Annotated in this window: 19 protein-coding genes; 11 read left to right on the forward strand and 8 right to left on the reverse strand. The window is 68.7% G+C overall.

Translation table 11 applies throughout. The annotated features are described in order from the left end of the window. Nucleotides 1-14 precede the first annotated feature (14 nt). The 7 genes from IBL25_RS03760 to IBL25_RS03790 all read right to left on the reverse strand — a co-directional run bounded on the left by IBL25_RS03760 (nucleotide 15) and on the right by IBL25_RS03790 (nucleotide 6,274). On the reverse strand, nucleotides 15-1,253 hold the full coding sequence (locus tag IBL25_RS03760) for a CaiB/BaiF CoA transferase family protein (protein ID WP_187777224.1): 1,239 nt from the start codon (nucleotides 1,251-1,253) through the stop codon (nucleotides 15-17). Further along, nucleotides 1,246-1,875 carry a glutathione S-transferase family protein gene (locus IBL25_RS03765; RefSeq protein WP_202986669.1) on the reverse strand — a complete coding sequence of 210 codons (630 nt, stop codon included), beginning with the start codon at nucleotides 1,873-1,875 and terminating at the stop codon, nucleotides 1,246-1,248. Before IBL25_RS03765 ends, IBL25_RS03760 begins: the two co-directional genes overlap by 8 nt. 80 nt (nucleotides 1,876-1,955) lie before the next feature. After that, on the reverse strand, nucleotides 1,956-2,726 hold the full coding sequence (locus IBL25_RS03770) for a GntR family transcriptional regulator (protein WP_120637678.1): 771 nt from the start codon (nucleotides 2,724-2,726) through the stop codon (nucleotides 1,956-1,958). A 32-nt stretch (nucleotides 2,727-2,758) separates the two neighbouring features. Next, entirely contained in the window at nucleotides 2,759-3,694 is a 936-nt protein-coding gene (locus IBL25_RS03775; RefSeq protein WP_187777225.1) for a 2-hydroxyacid dehydrogenase, read from the reverse strand. Between the two features lie 17 nt (nucleotides 3,695-3,711). Continuing rightward, entirely contained in the window at nucleotides 3,712-4,344 is a 633-nt protein-coding gene (locus tag IBL25_RS03780; RefSeq protein WP_187777226.1) for a fumarate hydratase C-terminal domain-containing protein, read from the reverse strand. 6 nt (nucleotides 4,345-4,350) lie between these two features. Continuing rightward, nucleotides 4,351-5,220: a fumarate hydratase gene (locus IBL25_RS03785; protein ID WP_187777227.1), complete on the reverse strand. Its 870-nt coding sequence runs from the start codon at nucleotides 5,218-5,220 to the stop codon at nucleotides 4,351-4,353. A gap of 223 nt (nucleotides 5,221-5,443) precedes the next feature. Then, on the reverse strand, nucleotides 5,444-6,274 hold the full coding sequence (locus IBL25_RS03790) for an alpha/beta fold hydrolase (RefSeq protein ID WP_187777228.1): 831 nt from the start codon (nucleotides 6,272-6,274) through the stop codon (nucleotides 5,444-5,446). Nucleotides 6,275-6,424: 150 nt separating this feature from the next. Here IBL25_RS03790 and IBL25_RS03795 point away from each other — a divergent pair, with 150 nt between their 5' ends. The 9 genes from IBL25_RS03795 (at nucleotide 6,425) to nhaA (ending at nucleotide 16,046) form a co-directional block, all read left to right on the forward strand. Then, entirely contained in the window at nucleotides 6,425-6,886 is a 462-nt protein-coding gene (locus IBL25_RS03795; protein WP_187777229.1) for a MarR family winged helix-turn-helix transcriptional regulator, read from the forward strand. Continuing rightward, a complete protein-coding gene (locus tag IBL25_RS03800) occupies nucleotides 6,883-8,826 on the forward strand; it encodes an FUSC family protein (protein WP_187777230.1) in 1,944 nt (647 codons plus the stop codon). Before IBL25_RS03795 ends, IBL25_RS03800 begins: the two co-directional genes overlap by 4 nt. Nucleotides 8,827-8,951: 125 nt before the next feature. Beyond that, nucleotides 8,952-9,776 carry an IclR family transcriptional regulator gene (locus IBL25_RS03805; protein ID WP_239416927.1) on the forward strand — a complete coding sequence of 275 codons (825 nt, stop codon included), beginning with the start codon at nucleotides 8,952-8,954 and terminating at the stop codon, nucleotides 9,774-9,776. A 5-nt stretch (nucleotides 9,777-9,781) separates the two neighbouring features. Continuing rightward, nucleotides 9,782-10,750 carry a 2-dehydro-3-deoxygalactonokinase gene (locus IBL25_RS03810; RefSeq protein WP_321210445.1) on the forward strand — a complete coding sequence of 323 codons (969 nt, stop codon included), beginning with the start codon at nucleotides 9,782-9,784 and terminating at the stop codon, nucleotides 10,748-10,750. Then, nucleotides 10,747-11,397, forward strand: coding sequence for a 2-dehydro-3-deoxy-6-phosphogalactonate aldolase (locus IBL25_RS03815; RefSeq protein ID WP_187777232.1), 651 nt, complete (start codon nucleotides 10,747-10,749; stop codon nucleotides 11,395-11,397). Before IBL25_RS03810 ends, IBL25_RS03815 begins: the two co-directional genes overlap by 4 nt. Before the next feature lie 106 nt (nucleotides 11,398-11,503). Further along, nucleotides 11,504-12,472 (forward strand): tripartite tricarboxylate transporter substrate binding protein, encoded by a 969-nt coding sequence (locus IBL25_RS03820; protein ID WP_187777233.1) that lies wholly within the window; start codon nucleotides 11,504-11,506, stop codon nucleotides 12,470-12,472. A gap of 80 nt (nucleotides 12,473-12,552) precedes the next feature. Continuing rightward, the gene (locus tag IBL25_RS03825; protein WP_187777234.1) at nucleotides 12,553-13,065 is read left to right on the forward strand and encodes a tripartite tricarboxylate transporter TctB family protein; all 513 of its coding nucleotides are present in this window, start codon (nucleotides 12,553-12,555) and stop codon (nucleotides 13,063-13,065) included. A gap of 22 nt (nucleotides 13,066-13,087) precedes the next feature. Beyond that, nucleotides 13,088-14,599: a tripartite tricarboxylate transporter permease gene (locus tag IBL25_RS03830; RefSeq protein ID WP_187777235.1), complete on the forward strand. Its 1,512-nt coding sequence runs from the start codon at nucleotides 13,088-13,090 to the stop codon at nucleotides 14,597-14,599. 277 nt (nucleotides 14,600-14,876) lie between these two features. Further along, complete coding sequence (nhaA, locus tag IBL25_RS03835; RefSeq protein ID WP_187777236.1) at nucleotides 14,877-16,046, forward strand: Na+/H+ antiporter NhaA; 1,170 nt, start codon at nucleotides 14,877-14,879, stop codon at nucleotides 16,044-16,046. A gap of 48 nt (nucleotides 16,047-16,094) precedes the next feature. On the opposite strand, the gene IBL25_RS03840 is transcribed toward nhaA, so the two are convergent. Beyond that, nucleotides 16,095-16,538 carry a hypothetical protein gene (locus tag IBL25_RS03840; RefSeq protein ID WP_238940203.1) on the reverse strand — a complete coding sequence of 148 codons (444 nt, stop codon included), beginning with the start codon at nucleotides 16,536-16,538 and terminating at the stop codon, nucleotides 16,095-16,097. Nucleotides 16,539-16,744: 206 nt separating this feature from the next. Between IBL25_RS03840 and IBL25_RS03845 the strand changes: the two genes are divergently transcribed. Together IBL25_RS03845 and IBL25_RS03850 are read left to right on the forward strand one after the other, a co-directional pair. Continuing rightward, nucleotides 16,745-17,443, forward strand: a complete 699-nt coding sequence (locus IBL25_RS03845) for a GntR family transcriptional regulator (protein ID WP_187777238.1) — start codon at nucleotides 16,745-16,747, stop codon at nucleotides 17,441-17,443. A 20-nt stretch (nucleotides 17,444-17,463) separates the two neighbouring features. After that, nucleotides 17,464-18,471 carry an NAD(P)H-quinone oxidoreductase gene (locus IBL25_RS03850; protein WP_187777239.1) on the forward strand — a complete coding sequence of 336 codons (1,008 nt, stop codon included), beginning with the start codon at nucleotides 17,464-17,466 and terminating at the stop codon, nucleotides 18,469-18,471. Nucleotides 18,472-18,491 lie beyond the last annotated feature (20 nt).

Consider the following 18,491-nt stretch of genomic DNA (forward strand, 5'->3'; position numbering starts at 1 on the left):
TTTCTTCCTCGGCCTCAGACAATTCCACGGGATTGAAGGTCCTGGCGGCGGGCGGCATCCAGGCCCAGCTCTTCCAGGATCTCGGCGGTATGCTGGCCCAGCAGCGGCGGCGGGCGCTCGAAGGCCAGCGGGTTGGTGGCGAAGCGCATCGGGCTGACCACCTGCGGCACGGTGCCGGCCAGCGGATGCGGCAGGTGCCGCAGCATCTGCCGGTGCTGGATCTGCGGGTCCTCGAAGACCTGCGGGATCTCGTTGATGGGGGCGCAGGGCACGCCTGCGGCATCCAGCTTCGCCGCAAGTTCGGCGCGCGTGAAATCCGCGAAGCGGGCAGTCAGCAGCGGCGTCAGTTCCGCGTTGTTGCGCACGCGGTCGGGGTTCTTCGCGAAGCGGGCGTCGGTGGCCCATTCCGGCCGGCCCAGCGCCTCGCAGAGCTTCACGAACTGCCCGTCATTGCCCACTGCCAGCACCAGATGCCCATCAGCGCAGGCGAAGACATCCTGCGGCTGGATGTTCGGGTGGCGGTTGCCGCCGCGCTTCGGCGTGCGGCCGGAGACCAGCCAGTTCATGGCCTGATTGGCCAGGAAGGCCGATTGCACGTCCAGCATGGCGAGGTCGATGGTCTCGCCCTCCCCGCTCTCCGCCCGCCGCGCCAGGGCGGCCAGGACGGATACGGCGGCGTACATGCCGGTCATCAGGTCCACGATGGGTACGCCGACCTTCTGCGGGCCGCCGCCGGGCATGTCGTCCCGCTCGCCGGTCACGCTCATCAGCCCACCCATGGCCTGGATGGCGAAGTCATAGGCGGCCTGGTCGGCGCGCGGCCCGTCCTGGCCGAAGCCGGTGACGGAGCAATAGATCAGGCGCGGGTTGACGGCGCGGAGCGAGGCGGCATCCAGCCCATACTTCGCCAGGGCGCCGGCCTTGAAGTTCTCCAGCACGATATCGGCGGACTTGGCCAGTTCGCGGATGATGGCCTGCCCTTCGGGCTTGGCCATGTCCACGGTGACGGAACGCTTGCCGCGATTGACGGAGAGGAAATAGCCGGCCTCCCGCGTCGGCTGGCCATCCTGGTCCTTCAGGAAAGGCGGGCCCCAGGAGCGGGTGTCGTCGCCAGCGCCCGGCCGCTCCACCTTGATCACATCGGCGCCAAGGTCGGCCAGGATCTGCGTGGCCCAGGGCGCGGCCATGATCCGGCTGAGGTCCAGCACCCGCACATGCGCCAGCGGGCCCTGGCGCTTCGGTGCCTCAGTCATCGACGGCTTCCGTGGCCTGGGCGGAGGGACGGGCGCGGAAGGTGTCGTGCCAGGCGGTCAGCGCCGGGCGGCCTTCGCGCCAGCCGAGGTCAGGGAAGCGGAAATCGAGATAGGAGAGCGCGCAGCCGATGGAGATATGGCCGATGTCGAAGGGCAGCGCCGCCAGGGCGGGTGCGTCCTTCTCCAGCCGCGCCAGGGTGGCCTCGGTCTTGGTGGCGAAGCTCTTGAGCCATTCCTCGGTCTGCTGCGCGGCAGGCTTGTCCCGCTCGTTGCGCCAGAGGATCAGCAGGTCCAGGAAGCCGGTGCCCAGGGCATGCCGCGTCAGCGCCGCCCAGCGCTCTGGCCCTGCCGGCGGGAACAGGCCGCCGCCTGCCATGTGGTCCAGGTATTCGCAAATGGTCAGGGAGTCGAAGATCGCCGAGCCATCCGGCAGCACCAGGGTCGGGATCTTGCTCAGCGGGTTGTCGGGCAGCAGGTCCTGGTTGGGCATGCCCATGCGCACCACGGTGCGCACCCGCGTGATCCGGTCCTCCAGCCCCAGCTCATGCGCCGCCACCATCACCTTGCGGACGAAGGGGGAGCGCGGGGACCAGTGCAGCGTCAGGCTTGAATCGGCAGTCATCAGGCCGCATCCTCCAAAAGGTCTTTAGGTCATTTGTATAACCTTTTAGACTTGGAGGAAGACGAGGTCCAGCCCTGGCGCTACTTCAACTTGATGTCGATCCGCACGGTATCGCCGCGATAGATACCGTCCGCCACCAGCACCAGCACGCCATTGGCATCCACCGCCGCGCGATGCACCAGCGCCACCGGGGCATTCAGCGGCACCTGCAGCGCGGCGGCCGTTTCCACATCGGCCGTGCCGATGGTCAGGGTCTGGCGGGCATCCACGATCTTCACGCCCTCCAGCCCCGCCACCAGCCGCAGCGCGGTCTTGCTGCGGAGGTCCTCCGGCGTCACCAGCGGCGCCAGCCGCTCATCCAGATAGACATCGGCCAGCAGGAAGGGGCGGCCATCGCGCCAGTGGCGGCGGCGGATATGGCGATAGGCCGGCGCCGGCTCCCCGATGGTGTCGGGCAGCGTGCTGCCGGGCACGTCGCCCTCCTCTCCCAGGATCTCGATCTCGGCGCCTTCGCGGGAGCGGAGCAGGCCGTTCCAGTCCGTCTCCACCGCGCACCAGATCGGGCTTTCCGGCCCCTTGCGCACGAAGGTGCCCTTGGCGCGGTAGCGCTCGATCAGCCCTTCCTGCTCCAGCTGCCCCAGAGCCTGGCGGATGGTGGCGCGGGCCACGCCACATTCTGCGGCCAGGTCGTCCACCGTGGGGATCTGCTGGCCCAGCTTCCAGGTCCCCTGCTCAATCCGCCGGCGGAAGAGCGTGGCCAACTGGATGTAGCGGGAGACGGCGCTGCGGCTGAGATCGACCTTGCCGGTCGTGGTGGCACCGCCGGAGGGTCGGGTGGTGATCGGGTCCATGCCGCCTTCTCTCATACCCAGGGGGCGCTGCGCTACCCGGCGCCGGCCGTGGCAAGGGCGGCGACATTCAGGAAGGGCTCGCCCGCCCGGAAGCGCCCGATATCGGCCAGCAAGCGGCCGATGATGGCCTGCCGCGTCTCCCCGGTCAGGGAGGCGTAATGCGGCGCCAGCACGGCGTTCCGCAACGGCAGGAAGCGCGGGTCCAGCTTCGGCTCGGTGGCGAAGACATCCAGGCCGGCCCCGGCGATGGTCTGGCCTTCCAGCGCCGCCAGCAGCGCCGCCTCATCCACCACCGAGCCCCGGGCGATATTCACCAGGAAGCCGCGCGGCCCCAGCGCCGCCAGTACCCGCGCATCGACGGCATGGTGCGTGGCCGGGCCGCCGGGGCAGGCCAGCACCAGCACATCGGCGGCGGCGGCCAGGGCGGCGATATCCGGCAGATAGGTCCAGGGCAGTTCCGGCTTTGGGCGTGGGCCGCTCCAGGCCACAACCATGCCCAGGCCGGCCGCGCGGCGGGCGATGGCCTGGCCGATCTTGCCCATGCCGAAGACGCCTACCGTCTTACCAGACAGACCAACACCTAGCCCCATTCGCTCCGGCCCCCAGCGGCCGTCGCGGACGAAGCGGTCGGCCTCCACGATGCGGCGGGCGGCGGCATACATCAGGCCGATGGCGAAATCGGCCACGTCCTCGGTCAGCTCATCCGGCGTGTGGCAGACGGCGATGCCCCGGCGCGCCGCGGCGGCGAGGTCGATCTTGTCCAGCCCCACGCCCTGGGAAGCAATCAGCCGCAGGTCCGGCAGGCTTTCCATCAGTGCCGCATCGGCCCCGGCCATGCCCGTGGTGATGGCGATGCGGACGCCTTCCGCCGGGGTGCCGCCCTTTTCCACGAGCGTGTAATGCTCCGCCAGCGCGGCGCGAAGGTCCGCTGGAATCGGCGCCAGCAACAGGATGGGTTCGGATGTCATCGCGGCATGTTCCTGCGTCACGGGTTTGTCGCCGCGCGGCGTGCCGCCAGCCCGGCCATGATCTCCGGCATCCTGTCGGCCGCCTGTTGTTGCAGGCTGTCATAGAGGCTGTTGCCATGGGCATCGATGCCCACCGTCAGCGGCCCCAGATCCTCCACCCGCAGCTTCACCAGACGGAAATGCGCGATCAGGTCGGGCCAATGGACCGAGACCACGCCCTTCACCGCGTCCGACAGCAGTGGAGAGCCGCCGCCGACGAAGGAGAGGTAAACGCAGCCCACGTCCTTCATCGCCGCCGCGCTGGCCGCGTCCAGCCCGCCCTTGCCGCCCACCATGCGCAGGCCGAAATGGCGGATGAAGCGTGGCATGTAGCTGTTGAAGCGTGTGCTGGTGGTGGGGTTGATGTAGAGCACCTCCAGCCCGCCATCCGCCGCATCGCGCGAATAGCTGCCGAGGTGGAACAGTGTCTGGCCATGCAGGCCCAGCGGAAGGTCCTTGCCGGCATCGAGATATTCCTCGATGCGCTTATGCGTCGGCAGGCCGGCGGTGAGGATGATGTCGCCGCTCAGCAACACCATCTCGCCCGCGCGCAGCGAACGGACTTCCTCGACATCCAGCGGCAGGCGCAGGCGGCGGATCTCGTCGGACATGCCCCCCTACTCCACCCGCTCGATGCGGCCATCATTGTAGATCCGGGCACGGGTGCGGCGGTTGATCCAGCAATTGAAGCAGACCGCGACAGGCGTGAAGCCATGCCCGGCGGCATATTCGATATGCACGCCGAGAGTGGTGGTGTCGCCCCCCGTACCCATCGGGCCGAAGCCGGTCTTGTTGGTGGCCTCGGTCAGCCGGGCTTCCATCGCGGCCAGGATGGGCTCGGGGTTCACGGAGCCGAGGGGGCGCAGCGTCGCCAGCTTCGCCAGCTTGGCGCAGTAATCGAAGCTGCCGCCGATGCCGACACCCATGATGACCGGCGGGCAATGCTGCGAGCCGGCTTTCAGCACGCAATCCATCACAAAGGCTTCGATCTGTTCCAGGCTGGGACTGGTGAAAATCTCCAGCGCCGCCCAGCGGCCGGAGCCCAGCGCCTTCGGCTGGCAGGTGATGTCGATGTAGTCCGCGCCGCTCAGCACATCCCAGGTAACCAGCGGCATGTCCTTGCCGCGGTAGCTGCGCTCATTGGTCAGAGGATTGGTGACGTGCTTCAGGATGGGTGGGCTGATGGTCTCCACCAGGTGGTCGAAGCCGTCCCTGATGGCCTGCTTGATGTCGCCCTCGATGCGGGCGCCAGTGCCAAGCTGCACGAAATAGACCGGCACGCCGGAGTCAGAGCAGACCAGACGCTCCGACTGTTCCGCCACCTCCGCGCTGCGCAAGAGGATGCCGAGCGTGCGCTTGGCGAGAGGGTTGCTTTCGGCGGCCTCGGCGCGGCGCAGGGCATCCTTGGTATCGTCCGGCACCTTCTTCAGGGACCAGTCGTAGAGCTGCGCCGTGACGCTCTTCATCAGCTCATAGGTGATCGCCACCTTCGCCTCGCTCCCCTGGCCCGGACAAAGGCCATAAAACTGATTATTATTACTTTAGGGTATAAGGCTCCGGGGGACGCTTCGGCAAGGCCCAGATTCGTTTCGCAATCACGCTGCGCCGGCAGGGGGTGCCTGCCAACGGAGAACTTCCGTAATATACTGTTTTTAAAGCCCCTTACGAAGTGGGAAGGGCGGCGTTACCTTGGCCGCCCTCCTGTTGACCTCAAGTGGCGGGCGTCACCTTCTGCTCCAGGAAGCGGCGCATGGCGGCGTTGAAGGCCTCCGGCTCCTCGATGCAAGGGAGATGGCCGGCGCCGGGAATCTCCACATAGGAGGCATCCGGGATGATGCCGGCCAGCTCCTGCATGGTCTTGGGCATGGCGCCGTCCTTTTCCCCGGCGATCAGCAGCGCGGGCTGGCGCAGCCCCGGCAGCGCGCCGTGGATATCGTAGGATTGCAGCGCCTGCGCGCAGGCCACGAAGCCGCCTTCCGGCGTGTTCAGGACCATCTCATGCACGCGAGGGATGGCCGGCCCATTGGCTTCCAACGCGGCCGGCGCGAACCAGCGCTTCAGCGTGGCATCGGCGAAGGCGGCCATGCCGTTCTGCCGTGCGAAGTCGATGCGCTCCTGCCACGCCTGGACGCCGCCCGGCACGGTGCGGGACTGGCCATCGGAAGCCACCACCGCCTTCACCAAGTCCGGGTGGCGGGCCGCCATATAGAAGGCCGTCGCCGCGCCCATGGAGACGCCGACAAAGACAGCACCGGAGATTCCGAAATGCCGCATCAGCGCGGCGGCATCCTCGGTGAGCTGGTCCAGGGAAGCCGGGCCGGGCGGGACGGTGGTGCCGCCATGGCCGCGCTGATCGTAGCGCAGGATGCGGAAGCGGTCCCCGAAGGCCGCGACCTGGGCATCCCAGAGGCTCAAGTTGGTCAGCAGCGAGTTGCTGAAGACCATCCAGGGCGCGCCCTCCCGCCCATCCAGGCGGCAACGGAAGGTCAGGCCGTTCACGTCGATCTGTTGGAAGCCAGTGTCCACAAGCGTCTCCGTCATCCTTTGGCTAGGGCGGCGGTCGCGGAAGTCCCACCACGCCCCAGCGAATTTCGCCGGATCAGACACGGCATCGCTCTGCGCCGCAAGCCCCTGCGACCGCCTCACCCAATTACATTGAATTCCAAATCATTTTGATGTTAATGCATTGCGATGCCAGCCAGCCCCGCATCGCCCCGCTCCCGCTTCGGAATCGAATTCGTGCTGCTCGCCCGCCGCTGGCGCCGTGCGCTGGACCAGAGGCTGGCGACCGTGGGCCTGACGGACGCGACCTGGGCGCCGCTGGTGCATCTCTCGGAATCCGGCGACGGTATCAGCCAGAAGGACCTTGCCGCGCTGGTCGGCATCGATGGTTCGAGCCTGGTGCGGCTGCTTGATCTACTGGTGGAGCAGGGGCTGGTGGAGCGGCGGATGGATCAGAATGACCGTCGCGCCCGGCTGATCTTCCTCACCAAGGCAGGGCGCGCCGCCGTGGCCCGTATCCGGCGCGAACTCTCGCGCGGTGAGGCCGAGATGCTGGTGGACCTCAGCGACGAGGATATCGCGGCATTGCTCGACGCCTTCGCGCGCATCGACCGCCGGCTGCGGCTGGGGCAGGAGGGACAGCGACCATGACGTCCGCCTTCCTGGCACGGCTGGGCTTCGACCCGGCCCGGATGGGCTTCGCGCTGCGTACCGCGCTGGCGGCCTGCCTGGGCCTGCTGCTGGCCTGGCTGATGGGGCTGGAGCATCCGCAATGGACGGCGATGAGCGTCTGGGCGGCCTCCCAGCCCACGCGCGGGCTGCTGATCGAGAAAGGCTTCTTCCGTGCGCTCGGCACAGTCGCCGGGGTCATCGTGGGCGTGCTGCTGATCCTGGTGTCGGATGGAAACCCCGCGCTGATGGTGCTGGGCCTGGCCATCTGGATCGGCCTTTGTGCCGCGCTCGGCAATGTGCTGCATGGCTTCGTGTCCTATGGCGTCATCCTCGCGGGTTATTCCGCCTCCATGGTGGCGCTGCTGGATGCTGCCGATCCCGGCCATCTCTTACCGTTGGGGATCGACCGGCTGCTGACGGTGCTGGTGGGCGTCCTGGTCGCCACCCTGGCAGGCCTGCTGCTGACCCCGCGTGAGGCGGAGGATGCCTTGGTCGGCGAGACCCGCCGGCTGCTGGCGCGGCTACTGCGCGCCATGGCGGCACGCCTTTCGGGGGAGGCGGATGGGCTGGACCAGCGCGCTACCCTCTCCGACATGGCCAGGATCGACGATGCGCTGGACCGGCATGGCGCCGGCTCGCTCCGTACGCGGCGATCGGCGCGGCTGCTGCGCGGGGTCTTGTCCGCCCAGGTGCCGGCCTTGCTCTGGCTCCGGAGCACCCAGGTCGTCACACCGCATGCCAACCTGGCCGCCGCCCTGACCCGGGCGGCCGAAGTGCTCGAAAGCGCGGCGCCAGTGAATGTGGTCCTCTCGGCGCTGCGGGAGGCCGAGGAACTTTCGGCCAGCCAGCCAAGGCTGCATGAGATCGTGGCGGGGCTGCACGCGGCGCTGCGGGCGCGCCTGCGGCCGGGCGAGACGCATCTGGAGCGGCCTGGCAGGCTGCATCCGGTGGTGGTGCATCGCGATTGGGTGGGCGCCCGCCAGGCTGGGCTGCGCGCCGCCGGCACGCTGCTGTTGCTGGGGACGGGCTGGCTGCTGAGCGGCTGGAGCGGCGGGCCTTACGTGATGCTTGGCACTTCGGTGATGATCACGATCTTCTCCACTGCCGAGAATCCCACGCTGACCATGCGCGCCATTTTCCTGGGCCAGTTCTTCGGCGCGGCGGCGGCGCTGGCTTGCCGCTGGCTGGCCTGGCCGCTGGCCGGTGGGGAGTTGCAATTGATCCTGCTGACGATGCCTTTCATCGTCCTGGGCGCCCTGCCCTCGTCGCACCGCCGCACCATCGCGGGTGCCTATGACTACAACATGATCATGCTGTTGCTGTTGCAGCCATCCTTTCCGCTGGCAGGCAGCTTCGCCAGTTCACTGGCCACGGCGGCGGCCGTGGTGGCGGCGCCGCTGATCGCCATGGCCGCCTTCCGCTTCGCCTTCCCGGCCGATGCGCGGCGGCGCATGCAGGTACTGATGGGCATGATGGTGCATGAGTTGCAGGACATGGCAGGCGACCGTCAGGCCGCGGCGCATGACCGCATCTGGCGCGCGCGCCTCTACCACCGCCTGCTGCGGCTGGTGCGCTGGGCGGAGAAGACGGGCGAGCAGCCGCTTTCTGCCGTGAATGGCAGCATGGCGGTGATGCAGATCGGCGGCGCCATTCTGCGGATGCAGGCGATGTCGCAGCAGCCGGCGCTGCCGCCGGGCACCCGGAGAAGCCTCGACGCCGCGCTGCGTCGGCTGCGACGGATCGGCCATGAGCCCAGGCGCGCGCAGCGGGCGCTGGCCGCCGCCGCCCAGCGCCTTTCCACCGCGTCGCGGGCAGAGGCCGAAGCGCTGGCGGGCTCCGCCGAGGCTCTGCACGCCAACCTCGCCTTCTTTCAGCAGGCTGGCGGCCAGCGGCGTCCTGCCAGGAGCATCGGCGTGTAACCCACAGCCAACTCTGCCAGGCAGGACGAAGCTTAGCGGCCAAAGCAGCGTCAACTCTCACTATTTGGGATGAACTTCACCTATTTGACACAAACTCCGCCTCGCCATAAGCCTCGCGCCCAGCCGTGACCGGGGAACAGGACACCGTGCCGAGAGCAGCGCAGACCGAGCTTGGCGGTTCTTCCGCCGGTGCCGCCGGCACGCAGACTCTGCTGCGCGGCCTGAGGGTGCTCGAACACGTGGCCGCCGGCATCAGTGACGTGCAGGGCATAGCCGCCGCGCTGGGCACGCCGCGCAGCACCACCCATCGCATCCTCAGCAGCCTGGTGGCGGCCAGATACCTGCACCACATGCCGCACAGGGGCTATCTGCTCGGCCCCATGCCGATCCACCTGGGCAACCGCGCGCTGGAGCAGCGCCCGCTGGTGGCCCTTGCCCAGCCGCATTGCGAGACCCTGTCGCGGCAGACCGGCGATACCGTGCATCTCGGCATCGTCGATGGCAGCGAGGTGGTTTATCTCGTGAAGATCTCCGGCACGCGCGGCTTCGAGATGCGCTCCCGCGTGGGCCAGCGCATGCCGCTGGCCACCACCGGAGTCGGCAAGGCGCTGATGCTGGACATGTCGGAATCGCGCTGGCGCAGCCTCTACGACGCCGCCGCGGCCGCCAATGCCCGGCACCCGGAGCGCCCGCCGATCCCGGACTGGGACCTTTTCCTGGAGCGGATGCGGGCCTACCGGAAGCGCGGCCTTGTCTTCGACCTGGAGGAGAACGAGGCCGGCATCCGCTGCGCCGGCGCGCCGGTGCGGGACATGGATAAGCGGGTGGTGGCGGCGGTCAGCCTGGCCAGCGCATCGCCCTTCATGCCGGAGACGCGGCTGGAAGAGGTGGCGCCGCTGGTGCGGGACGCCGCCCTGGCCGTGTCGCGGGAACTGGGTTGGATGGAATGACAGGCATGGACCCCAAGCTCATCGCGCTGGACTGGGGAACCTCCAGCCTGCGCGGCTTCCTGATGGATGCACAGGGCGCGGTGCTGGAGCAGCGCGGCAGCCCGCATGGCATCACCGCCCTGCCAGAGCCCGGCGACGCCGGCTTCGAAGCGGCCTTCGAGGCCCTTTGCGGTGAATGGCTGGCCCGCTGGCCCGCCCTGCCGGTGGTGGCGGGCGGCATGGTGGGCAGCAGCCAGGGCTGGCGGGAAGCGCCCTACGTCCGCTGCCCCGCCGATGTCAGCCTCTTGGCCGCCGAGGCCGTGGAGGTGCCGACCCGGCGCGGCCCCTCCATCCTGATCGCCCCCGGCGTGCTCTCCCACCCCTCCGGCCGGGCGCCGGACGTGATGCGGGGCGAGGAGATTCAGATCGCCGGCGCCCTGCGGCTGCACCCGCAGCTGGCGGCACGGGGCCATTTCCTGATGCCCGGCACCCATTCCAAATGGGTGGATGTGCGGGACGGCCGCATCACCGGCTTCGAGACCTACATGACCGGCGAGTTGTTCGCGGTGCTGTGCCGCCATTCGCTGCTCGGCCGCCTGATGACGGCGGAGGCGGCGGCGCCGGAGGCCGCTGAGGCCGCCTTCGCACGCGGCGTCGAGGCCGCGCGGCACAGCCGCCCCGGCGACCTGGCGCACCAGATCTTCGCCGCCCGCACGCTGGGCCTGACCGGCGAGATGCCCGGCGCGGCGCTGCGGGACTTTCTTTCGGGCCTGCTCATCGGCCAGGAGGTTGTCTCCGCCCTCGGCCATTCCGCCCAGGCCGACACGCCGCTGGCGCTGATCGGGGAGGAAAGCCTCTGCCGCCGCTATGCCGGCGTGCTGCAAAGCTTCGGCGCCGTGCCGGCCTTGCAGCTTGGCAATACCGCCCCCGCCGGCCTCTTCCATTTCGCCATTGCCGCCGGCCGTGTCGCCGCGGCCGGAGACTCCGCCCGATGACCGCATCCCCTTCGCAGGCGCGCCTCGACGCGGCCTTCGACAGCCTGCCCCTGGTCGCCATCCTGCGCGGCCTGAAGCCCGAGGAAGCGGAGCCGGTGGCCACGGCACTCTATGAGGCAGGCTTCCGGCTGATCGAGGTGCCGCTCAACTCGCCGCAGCCCTTCGACAGCATCAAGGCCATCCGCCGCCTCTTGCCGCAGGACGCGCTGGTGGGGGCCGGCACCGTGCTCCAGGCCGCCGATGTGGGCCGGCTGGCGGACCTGGGCGCCGAGCTGGTGGTGATGCCGCATGCCGATACGGCCGTGATCTCCGCCGCCGCCCGGGCCGGCCTGCTCTGCACCCCCGGCGTCGCCACGCCCACGGAAGCCTTCGCGGCGCTCGCCGCCGGCGCCGCCGCGCTGAAGATCTTTCCCGCCGAGATGGTCACCCCCAGCGTCGTGAAGGCGATGCGGGCCGTGCTGCCGGCGGGGACCCGCCTGCTGCCCGTCGGCGGCATCACGCCGGACAATATGGCGCCGTTCCTGGAAGCGGGCGTCGCCGGCTTCGGGCTGGGTTCCGCGCTGTTCAAGCCCGGCATGACTGCCGCCGATGTCGCAACACGCGCCGCCCGCTTCACGGCGGCCTGGCGCGCCCTCCGGCCGCGCTGACCCCGGCCATAGCTTACCGGAACGGGAGGCTGGCGGGGCGGAGGCCTTGCCCCGCCTTCCATGCCGCTGCCCCGGCTTAAACGGGGCAAGACCCAAGGATATCCTTATGCTGACCTACCGTAACCGACTGCACCTGATGGCCGGCCTCGGCGCGGCCACCCTCTTCGGCGCCCGGGCCCAGGCCGCAAGCAACTATCCGCGCCGGCCGATCGAGCTGATCGTCCCCTATGCCCCTGGCGGCGGCACCGACCTGCTCGCCCGCGCCTTCGCCGAGGCGGCGAAGCCGCATCTGGAAAAGGCCATCGGCGTGGTGAACCGCACGGGCGGCGCCGGCGCGGTGGGCCTGTCGGAAATCATGGCGGCGCGCCCGGACGGCTACAAACTCGGCCTCGGCACCGCCGAGCTGACCATGCTGCCGCATATGGGCCTCGTCAGCTTCAAGGCGGAGGACTTCCTGCCCATCGCGCGGCTGAACGCGGACCCGGCCGCCGTGACGGTGAAGGCCGACGCGCCCTGGAAGACGCTCCAGGAATACCTCGACCACGCCAAGGCCAACCCGGGCAAGGTGCGCGTCGGCAATTCCGGCACCGGCGCCATCTGGCACCTCTCCACCGAGGCCCTGGCCGACAAGACCGGCGCCAAGTTCAACAGCATCCCCTATGACGGCGCCGCGCCGGCGGTGACGGCGCTGCTGGGCGGCCATATCGAAGCGGTTGGCGTCAGCCCCGCCGAGGTCAGCGCACAGGTGGCGGCGGGCCAGCTGCGCATCCTGGCCGTCCTGGCCGATGAGCGCCTCGAAGCCTTCCCGGATGTGCCGACCTGCAAGGAAAGCGGCACCGATATCTCCATCGGCACCTGGCGCGGCATCTTCGTGCCGAAGCGCACGCCGGACGATGTGGTGCAGATCCTGCGCGAGGCTTCGCGCAAGACGGCGAACGAGCAGTCCTTCAAGGACACGCTGAAGAAGCTGAACCTGAACTGGGCCTATCTGGATGGCCTCGAGTTCGGTGAGCAGGTCAAGGCGCATAACGCCACCTTCGCCACCCTGATGAAGCGGATCGGCCTGGCCCGCTGACCGATCCAGGCCGCCCGCGACGCCCCTTCAAGGGTATGGCGGGCGGTCCCGGGCCCCGCATTCCAACGAGAACACGCCCCATGAGCAGTCTTCCCGCCGGCCAGGATCAGGCCGCCCAGGGCCAGACCGGTTTCGACCGGATGGCCCATTTGGTCATCGTGGCGCTGCTCTGCGCCATCTCCGCCGCCGTTATCGTCACCGCCTGGGGCTTCCCCGCGCCCATGCCGGGCAGCAGCGATGTCGGCGCCGCCCGCTTCCCGCTGATCTATGCCGTGGCGCTGCTGGGACTGACAGGCGTCCTGCTGGCACAGACCCTGGCGAAACCGGTGGTCGCCGCCGTGGCGCCGGCCGAGAAGCCGCATTACGCCCGCGTCGCCATTGGCATGCTACTGATGCTGCTGATGCTGCTGGCCATCGGCTACGTCGGCTATTTCCCCTCCGCATTCGTGCTGCTGATGGCGCTGATGTTCCTGATGGGGCAGCGCAGCCCGGTCTGGAACCCGGTGATCGCGCTGGCCATCACCACGATCATCTACTTCCTGTTCGACTACGCGCTGAACGTGCCGCTGCCGGCCGGCAGCCTGTTCGAATAACAGCACCGCCGGAATCATTCTCATGGAAAATCTGCAGCTGCTGCTGGGGGGCATGCAGACGCTGGCCTCCCACCCGATGGCCATCCTGCTCTCCATCTTCGGCGTCGCCGTCGGCATCGTCATCGGCGCGCTGCCGGGGCTGACGGCGACCATGGGTGTCGCCATCCTGCTTCCCTTTACCTTCGGCATGGATGCCGTCTCCGGCCTGCTGATGATCTCGGGCGTCTTCTTCGGCGGTGTCTATGGCGGCTCCATCACCGCTATCCTGCTGAAGATCCCCGGCACGCCCGCGGCGGCGGCGACGGCCATGGACGGCTATGCGCTGACGCAGAAGGGCAAGGCTGGCGTGGCGCTGGGTGTCGCCACCATCTCCTCCTTCATCGGCGGCACGATCAGCGTGATGATCCTGATCTTCCTGGCGCCGGTGCTGGCGAGCATCGCGCTGGAATTCAGCGCTTCCGAGACTTTCGCCCTGGCCTGCTTCGGCCTGTCCATCATCGCCAGCATTTCCTCGGGTTCCCTCGTGAAAGGGCTGATCGCCGGCTTCCTCGGCCTGCTGGTAGCTTCCATCGGGCTCGACCCGATGGGCGGCTTTCCCCGCTTCACCGGCGGCTATACCGAGTTGTTCAACGTGCCCTTTATCCCTGTGATGATCGGCCTCTTCGCCGCCGCCGAGGCCTTCAAGGCCATGGAGGGTTCCGAGCTGCGCACCACCGCGGCCGCCAAGCTGGGGCGGCTGATCCCGAATGGGGCGGAGTTCCGTGGGCTGATCGGCACCTTGCTGCGCTCCAGCGGCCTCGGCGCCTTCATCGGCGCGGTGCCGGGCGCGGGTTCCGACATCGCGGCCTATGTCAGCTACAACGAGGCGCGGCGCTTCAGCCGCAACCCGGAGAATTTCGGCAAGGGCGAGCTGGCCGGCATCTCGGCCTGCGAGGCCGGCGCCAATGCCTGCACGGGCGGCGCGCTGCTGACCATGATGACGCTGGGCATCCCAGGCGATGCCGTCACCGCCGTGATGATGGGCGCGCTGACGCTGCAGGGCCTGCAGCCAGGCCCGCTGCTGTTCAAGGACCACAGCGACCTGGTCTTCACCCTCTTCGCCGGCATGCTCTTCTGCTACGTGATGCTGCTGGTGCTGGGCCTGGGCTCGCTGCGCTTCATTGGCCGCGTGCTGATGATGCCGAAGTCGGTGCTGACGCCGCTGATCCTGGTGCTGTGCATCGTTGGCACCTATGCCATCAACAACAGCATCTTCGACATCGGCATCATGCTCGCGGCCGGCGTTGTCGGCTACTTCATGCAGCGCTGGGACTTCCCGGCCTCGCCCATCGTGCTGGCGCTGATCATGGGGCCGATGGCGGAAGCGAGCTTCCGGCGCGCCCTCTCCCTGTCCAACGGCAGCTACGACTTCCTCTGGACCCGCCCGATCACCGTGGGCCTGCTGCTGCTGGCGCTGGTGACGCTGCTGCTGCCCATCCTCCGGCAGCGCCGCCGGGCTTCTCCCACGGCGGCCCAGTCCGGCGTGGAGGTGTGAGCACCCTGGTCCGGGCCTCGGCCCGGACCGCCTGCCGCAGAGCATCCGCGGCCACTGGTTTCGCTTCCACCACAGCCATCTTTGACGGCACGCCTGGCGCCCTGGAACCACATCTCAGTACGTCAACGAGTACCGCTTTCGCTTTCCATGCGGTGCCATGCACGGCACAGATGAGCGGCGGCGGCCCGGGACCCGGGCCGCCGTGCCGCTTCATGACACACCAGCCAAGGAACCCTTGCCGATGACAACAGCCCGCCCCGGCCTGATCCGATCTGTCATGCGAGGGTTTCTGGACAGCGAGGCCTCTGGCGGTCTGGTGCTGATGGCGGTGGCGGCGCTGGCCATCCTGGTGGCCAATTCGCCACTGGCGGAAGCTTACTTCCACACGCTGCACCTTTATGTCGGCCCGCTCTCCGTCGCGCATTGGATCAACGACGCGCTGATGGCGGTGTTCTTTCTGCTGGTCGGCCTGGAGATCAAGCGGGAGATGCTGGACGGCCAGCTCTCCTCCTGGAGCCGCCGCGTGCTGCCCGGCGTGGCAGCGGCCGGCGGCATGCTGGTGCCGGCGCTGATCTACACCGCCTTCAACCACGGCAATGCCGAGGCGATGCGCGGCTGGGCCATCCCGACCGCCACCGACATCGCCTTCGCACTCGGCGTGCTGTCGCTGCTGGGCTCGCGCGTGCCGGCATCCCTCAAGGTGTTCCTGGCGGCGCTGGCCATCATCGACGACCTCGGCGCCGTAGTCATCATCGCGCTGTTCTACACCAGCAACCTGTCGCTGCCGGACCTGGCGGGTGCCGCGGTGCTGCTGGCCGTGCTGTACGGGATGAATCGCGGCGGCGTCCGCTCGCTGCTGCCTTACCTGCTGCTCGGCCTGGTGCTCTGGGTGCTGGTCTTCCGCTCCGGCGTGCATGCCACCGTGGCGGGCGTGCTGCTGGCGCTGACCATCCCGATCCAGAAGACCCCTGGCACGCCGGAAGCGCACGGCGATATCTCGCCCCTGCACAAGCTGGAACATGCGCTGAGCAAGCCTGTGGCCTTCATCATCGTGCCCATCTTCGGCTTCGCCAATGCCGGCGTGTCCTTCACCGGCATCTCCGGCGATGTGCTGCTGGCGCCGTTGACGCTCGGCGTGGCGCTGGGCCTGCTGCTGGGCAAGGTGGTCGGCGTGTTCGGCTTCTCCACCCTGATGATCCGTCTGAAGCTGGCGGACCTGCCGGCGGGGGCGAGCTGGAGGCAGTTGCTGGGCGTCGCCATTCTCTGCGGCATCGGCTTCACCATGAGCCTCTTCATCGGCCTGCTGGCCTTTGCCGAGCAGCCGCTGCTGCAGGCGGAGGTGAAGTTCGGCATCCTCGGCGGCTCCATCCTCGCCGGCCTGCTGGGCTACCTGCTGCTGAACGTGGTGAAGCGCGAGGCGATCCAGCCCGCCCGCGCCAGGGGCTGAACCCGCATCCGGCCTCGCCGCCCACGCGGGCGGGCGGCAACCGCTACTTCACCAGAAGATGCGGTTCTCGCCCGCATCGTAGTCACTACGCCATCCCACGGCAGGGCACGCTGAAGTTCCGCGATGATCCGCTGCGGCATCACCGGCGTTCCCTGCCTGCCGGGCTGGCTGGCCGAAGAAGCCATGCGCGACGCGATAAGGCGGCCCTTCGCGCCGCCCCTCCTCCAGCCGTGACAGCCCGTCACCGGCGGCAAGAAGCTGCTCCATCACCACCCCCGCCTCGCCCAGCAGCGGGTGATCCACCGGGAAGGTCCAGGAGAGGTTGCGGGGCTCCACGTCGATCTGGATGAAGGTCTGGCGCTCCGGGTTCAGCAGCGCCGGGTTCTCCCTGGCCGTGTCGAAGGCGGTCATCTTGGAGCCGGCGATCAGCACCAGGTCCGCCTCCGCCACGCAGGCATTGGCCACGGCGGCGCCGAAGACGCCGAGCGCCAGCGGATGCCGAAGAGCAGGTAGGCCAGTTGGTTGGCGGGGGAAAGGCTCTGGCCGAAGGTGGCGGTGACGTCATGCCTCTGCAGGCCGGCGGCCGTGAACGACCATGGTTTGCTCATCGTCCCCCTCTCCGGCATGCGTTATTTGATATATTCCATAATGGGCTGGCAGTGCATGTTAACAGTCGCCTTGCGTTGGTTCAGGATGGGATGAAGCAGAAGCAACAGGCCGCAGGCCCCGCCGCCGAAGGCCTCGATACGGTTGAGCGGAGTTCCCTGAGCAACCAGGCCTATCAGCAGATCCGGAAAGCGCTGATGGTGGGAGAGTTGAAGCCGGGCCAGAAGCTGAACGGACGCGAGATCGCGCTGCGGCTGGGCACCAGCCTGACCCCGGTGCGGGAGGCGCTGTTGCAGATGGTGGCGGAAGGCGTGCTGGAATTCCGGGCCGGCCAGTCCATCACCGTGCCCCAGCCGCCTCGCCGGGTTTATGCCGAGCTGCGCGGTATTCGCGTGGAAGTGGAAGGCCTCGCCGCCGAGCGCGCGGCACAGCGGATCAGCGCCGCCGGCATCGATGAACTGGCGGCACTGCATAACGAATTGGTGCGCGGCAAGGCGGAGCACGATTACGGCCTCGCGCTGCGTTGCAACGAGGCTTTTCACCTCGGCATCGCCCGCGAAGCCGGGATGCCGCGCCTCTACAGAGTGGTCGAAGGCCTGTGGGCGCAGAGTGGGCCTTTCCTCAACTCTCTCTACAATGGCCCGGAAGGCTGGCCGGCGGGTGACGACCCGCATACGCATGTTCTGGTGATGGAGGCGCTGCGTCGCCGCGATGGTGCCGCAGCGCGTGCCGCCATTGTCCAGGACATCGTGCGTGGCGGTGCCGGATTGCTGAGCCGCCTGCCTGAGTGACGTCCAAGGAAGGAGAAGCCGTGTCAGTTCCCGAAAGCATGCGCCATATCGAGGTTTCCGCGACCGGCGGGCCGGAGGCCCTACGGCTCGTCACCGGCCCTGTGCCTGCGCCGAAGCCGGACGAAGTGCTGCTGCGAGTCCTGGCGGCCGGCGTGAACCGGCCGGATGTGCAGCAGCGGCGCGGCCTTTATCCGCCGCCCCCCGGCGCCAGCCCTCTGCTAGGGCTGGAAGTGGCTGGCGAGATCATGGCCCTGGGCGGCGATGTCACCGGCCTGAGGCTGGGGGACCGCGTCTGCGCGCTAGCGAATGGCGGCGGCTATGCCGAATACTGCGCCGTGCCGGCGGCGCAGTGCCTTCCCTGGCCCAAGGGCTACGATGCCCTGCGTGCCGCCGCGCTGCCGGAAACCTATTTCACCGTCTGGGCCAACCTGTTCCAGATCGGCCGCCTCGCCAAAGGCGAGGCCGCGCTGGTGCATGGCGGCAGCAGCGGCATCGGCGTCACAGCCATCAAGCTGGCCAAGGCTTTCGGGGCGACGGTCTATGTGACCGCCGGCTCGGATGAAAAATGCGACGCCTGCCGCCGCTTCGGCGCCGATGCCGCCATCAACTACCGCAGCGCCAGCTTCGAGGAAGAGGTCAAGCGCCTGACCGGCGGGCGCGGCGTCGATGTGGTGCTGGACATGGTGGGCGCGGATTACGCCGCGGCCAATCTCCGCTGCCTCGCGCAGGGCGGGCGTCTGGTCGTCATCGGCTTCATGGGCGGGCGCATGGCGGAAGGGGTTGACCTGGCGCGCATCGCTTCCCGCCGGCTGACGATCACGGGTTCCACCATGCGGCCCCGCAGCACGGAGGAGAAAGGCGGCATCGCGGCGGAACTGCGCGCGCAGGTCTGGCCCCTGCTCGACCGTGGCGAATGCGCGCCGGAGATCCATGAGGTCCTGCCCCTGGCCGAAGCGGGCGCGGCGCACCGCCTGATGGAGGACAGCCAGCACATCGGCAAGATCGTGCTGCGCGTCAGCCCTGAATAAGAAAACAAGAACGCGGGGAG

Source organism: Pseudoroseomonas ludipueritiae (assembly GCF_014490445.1).
GTDB lineage: Bacteria > Pseudomonadota > Alphaproteobacteria > Acetobacterales > Acetobacteraceae > Pseudoroseomonas > Pseudoroseomonas ludipueritiae.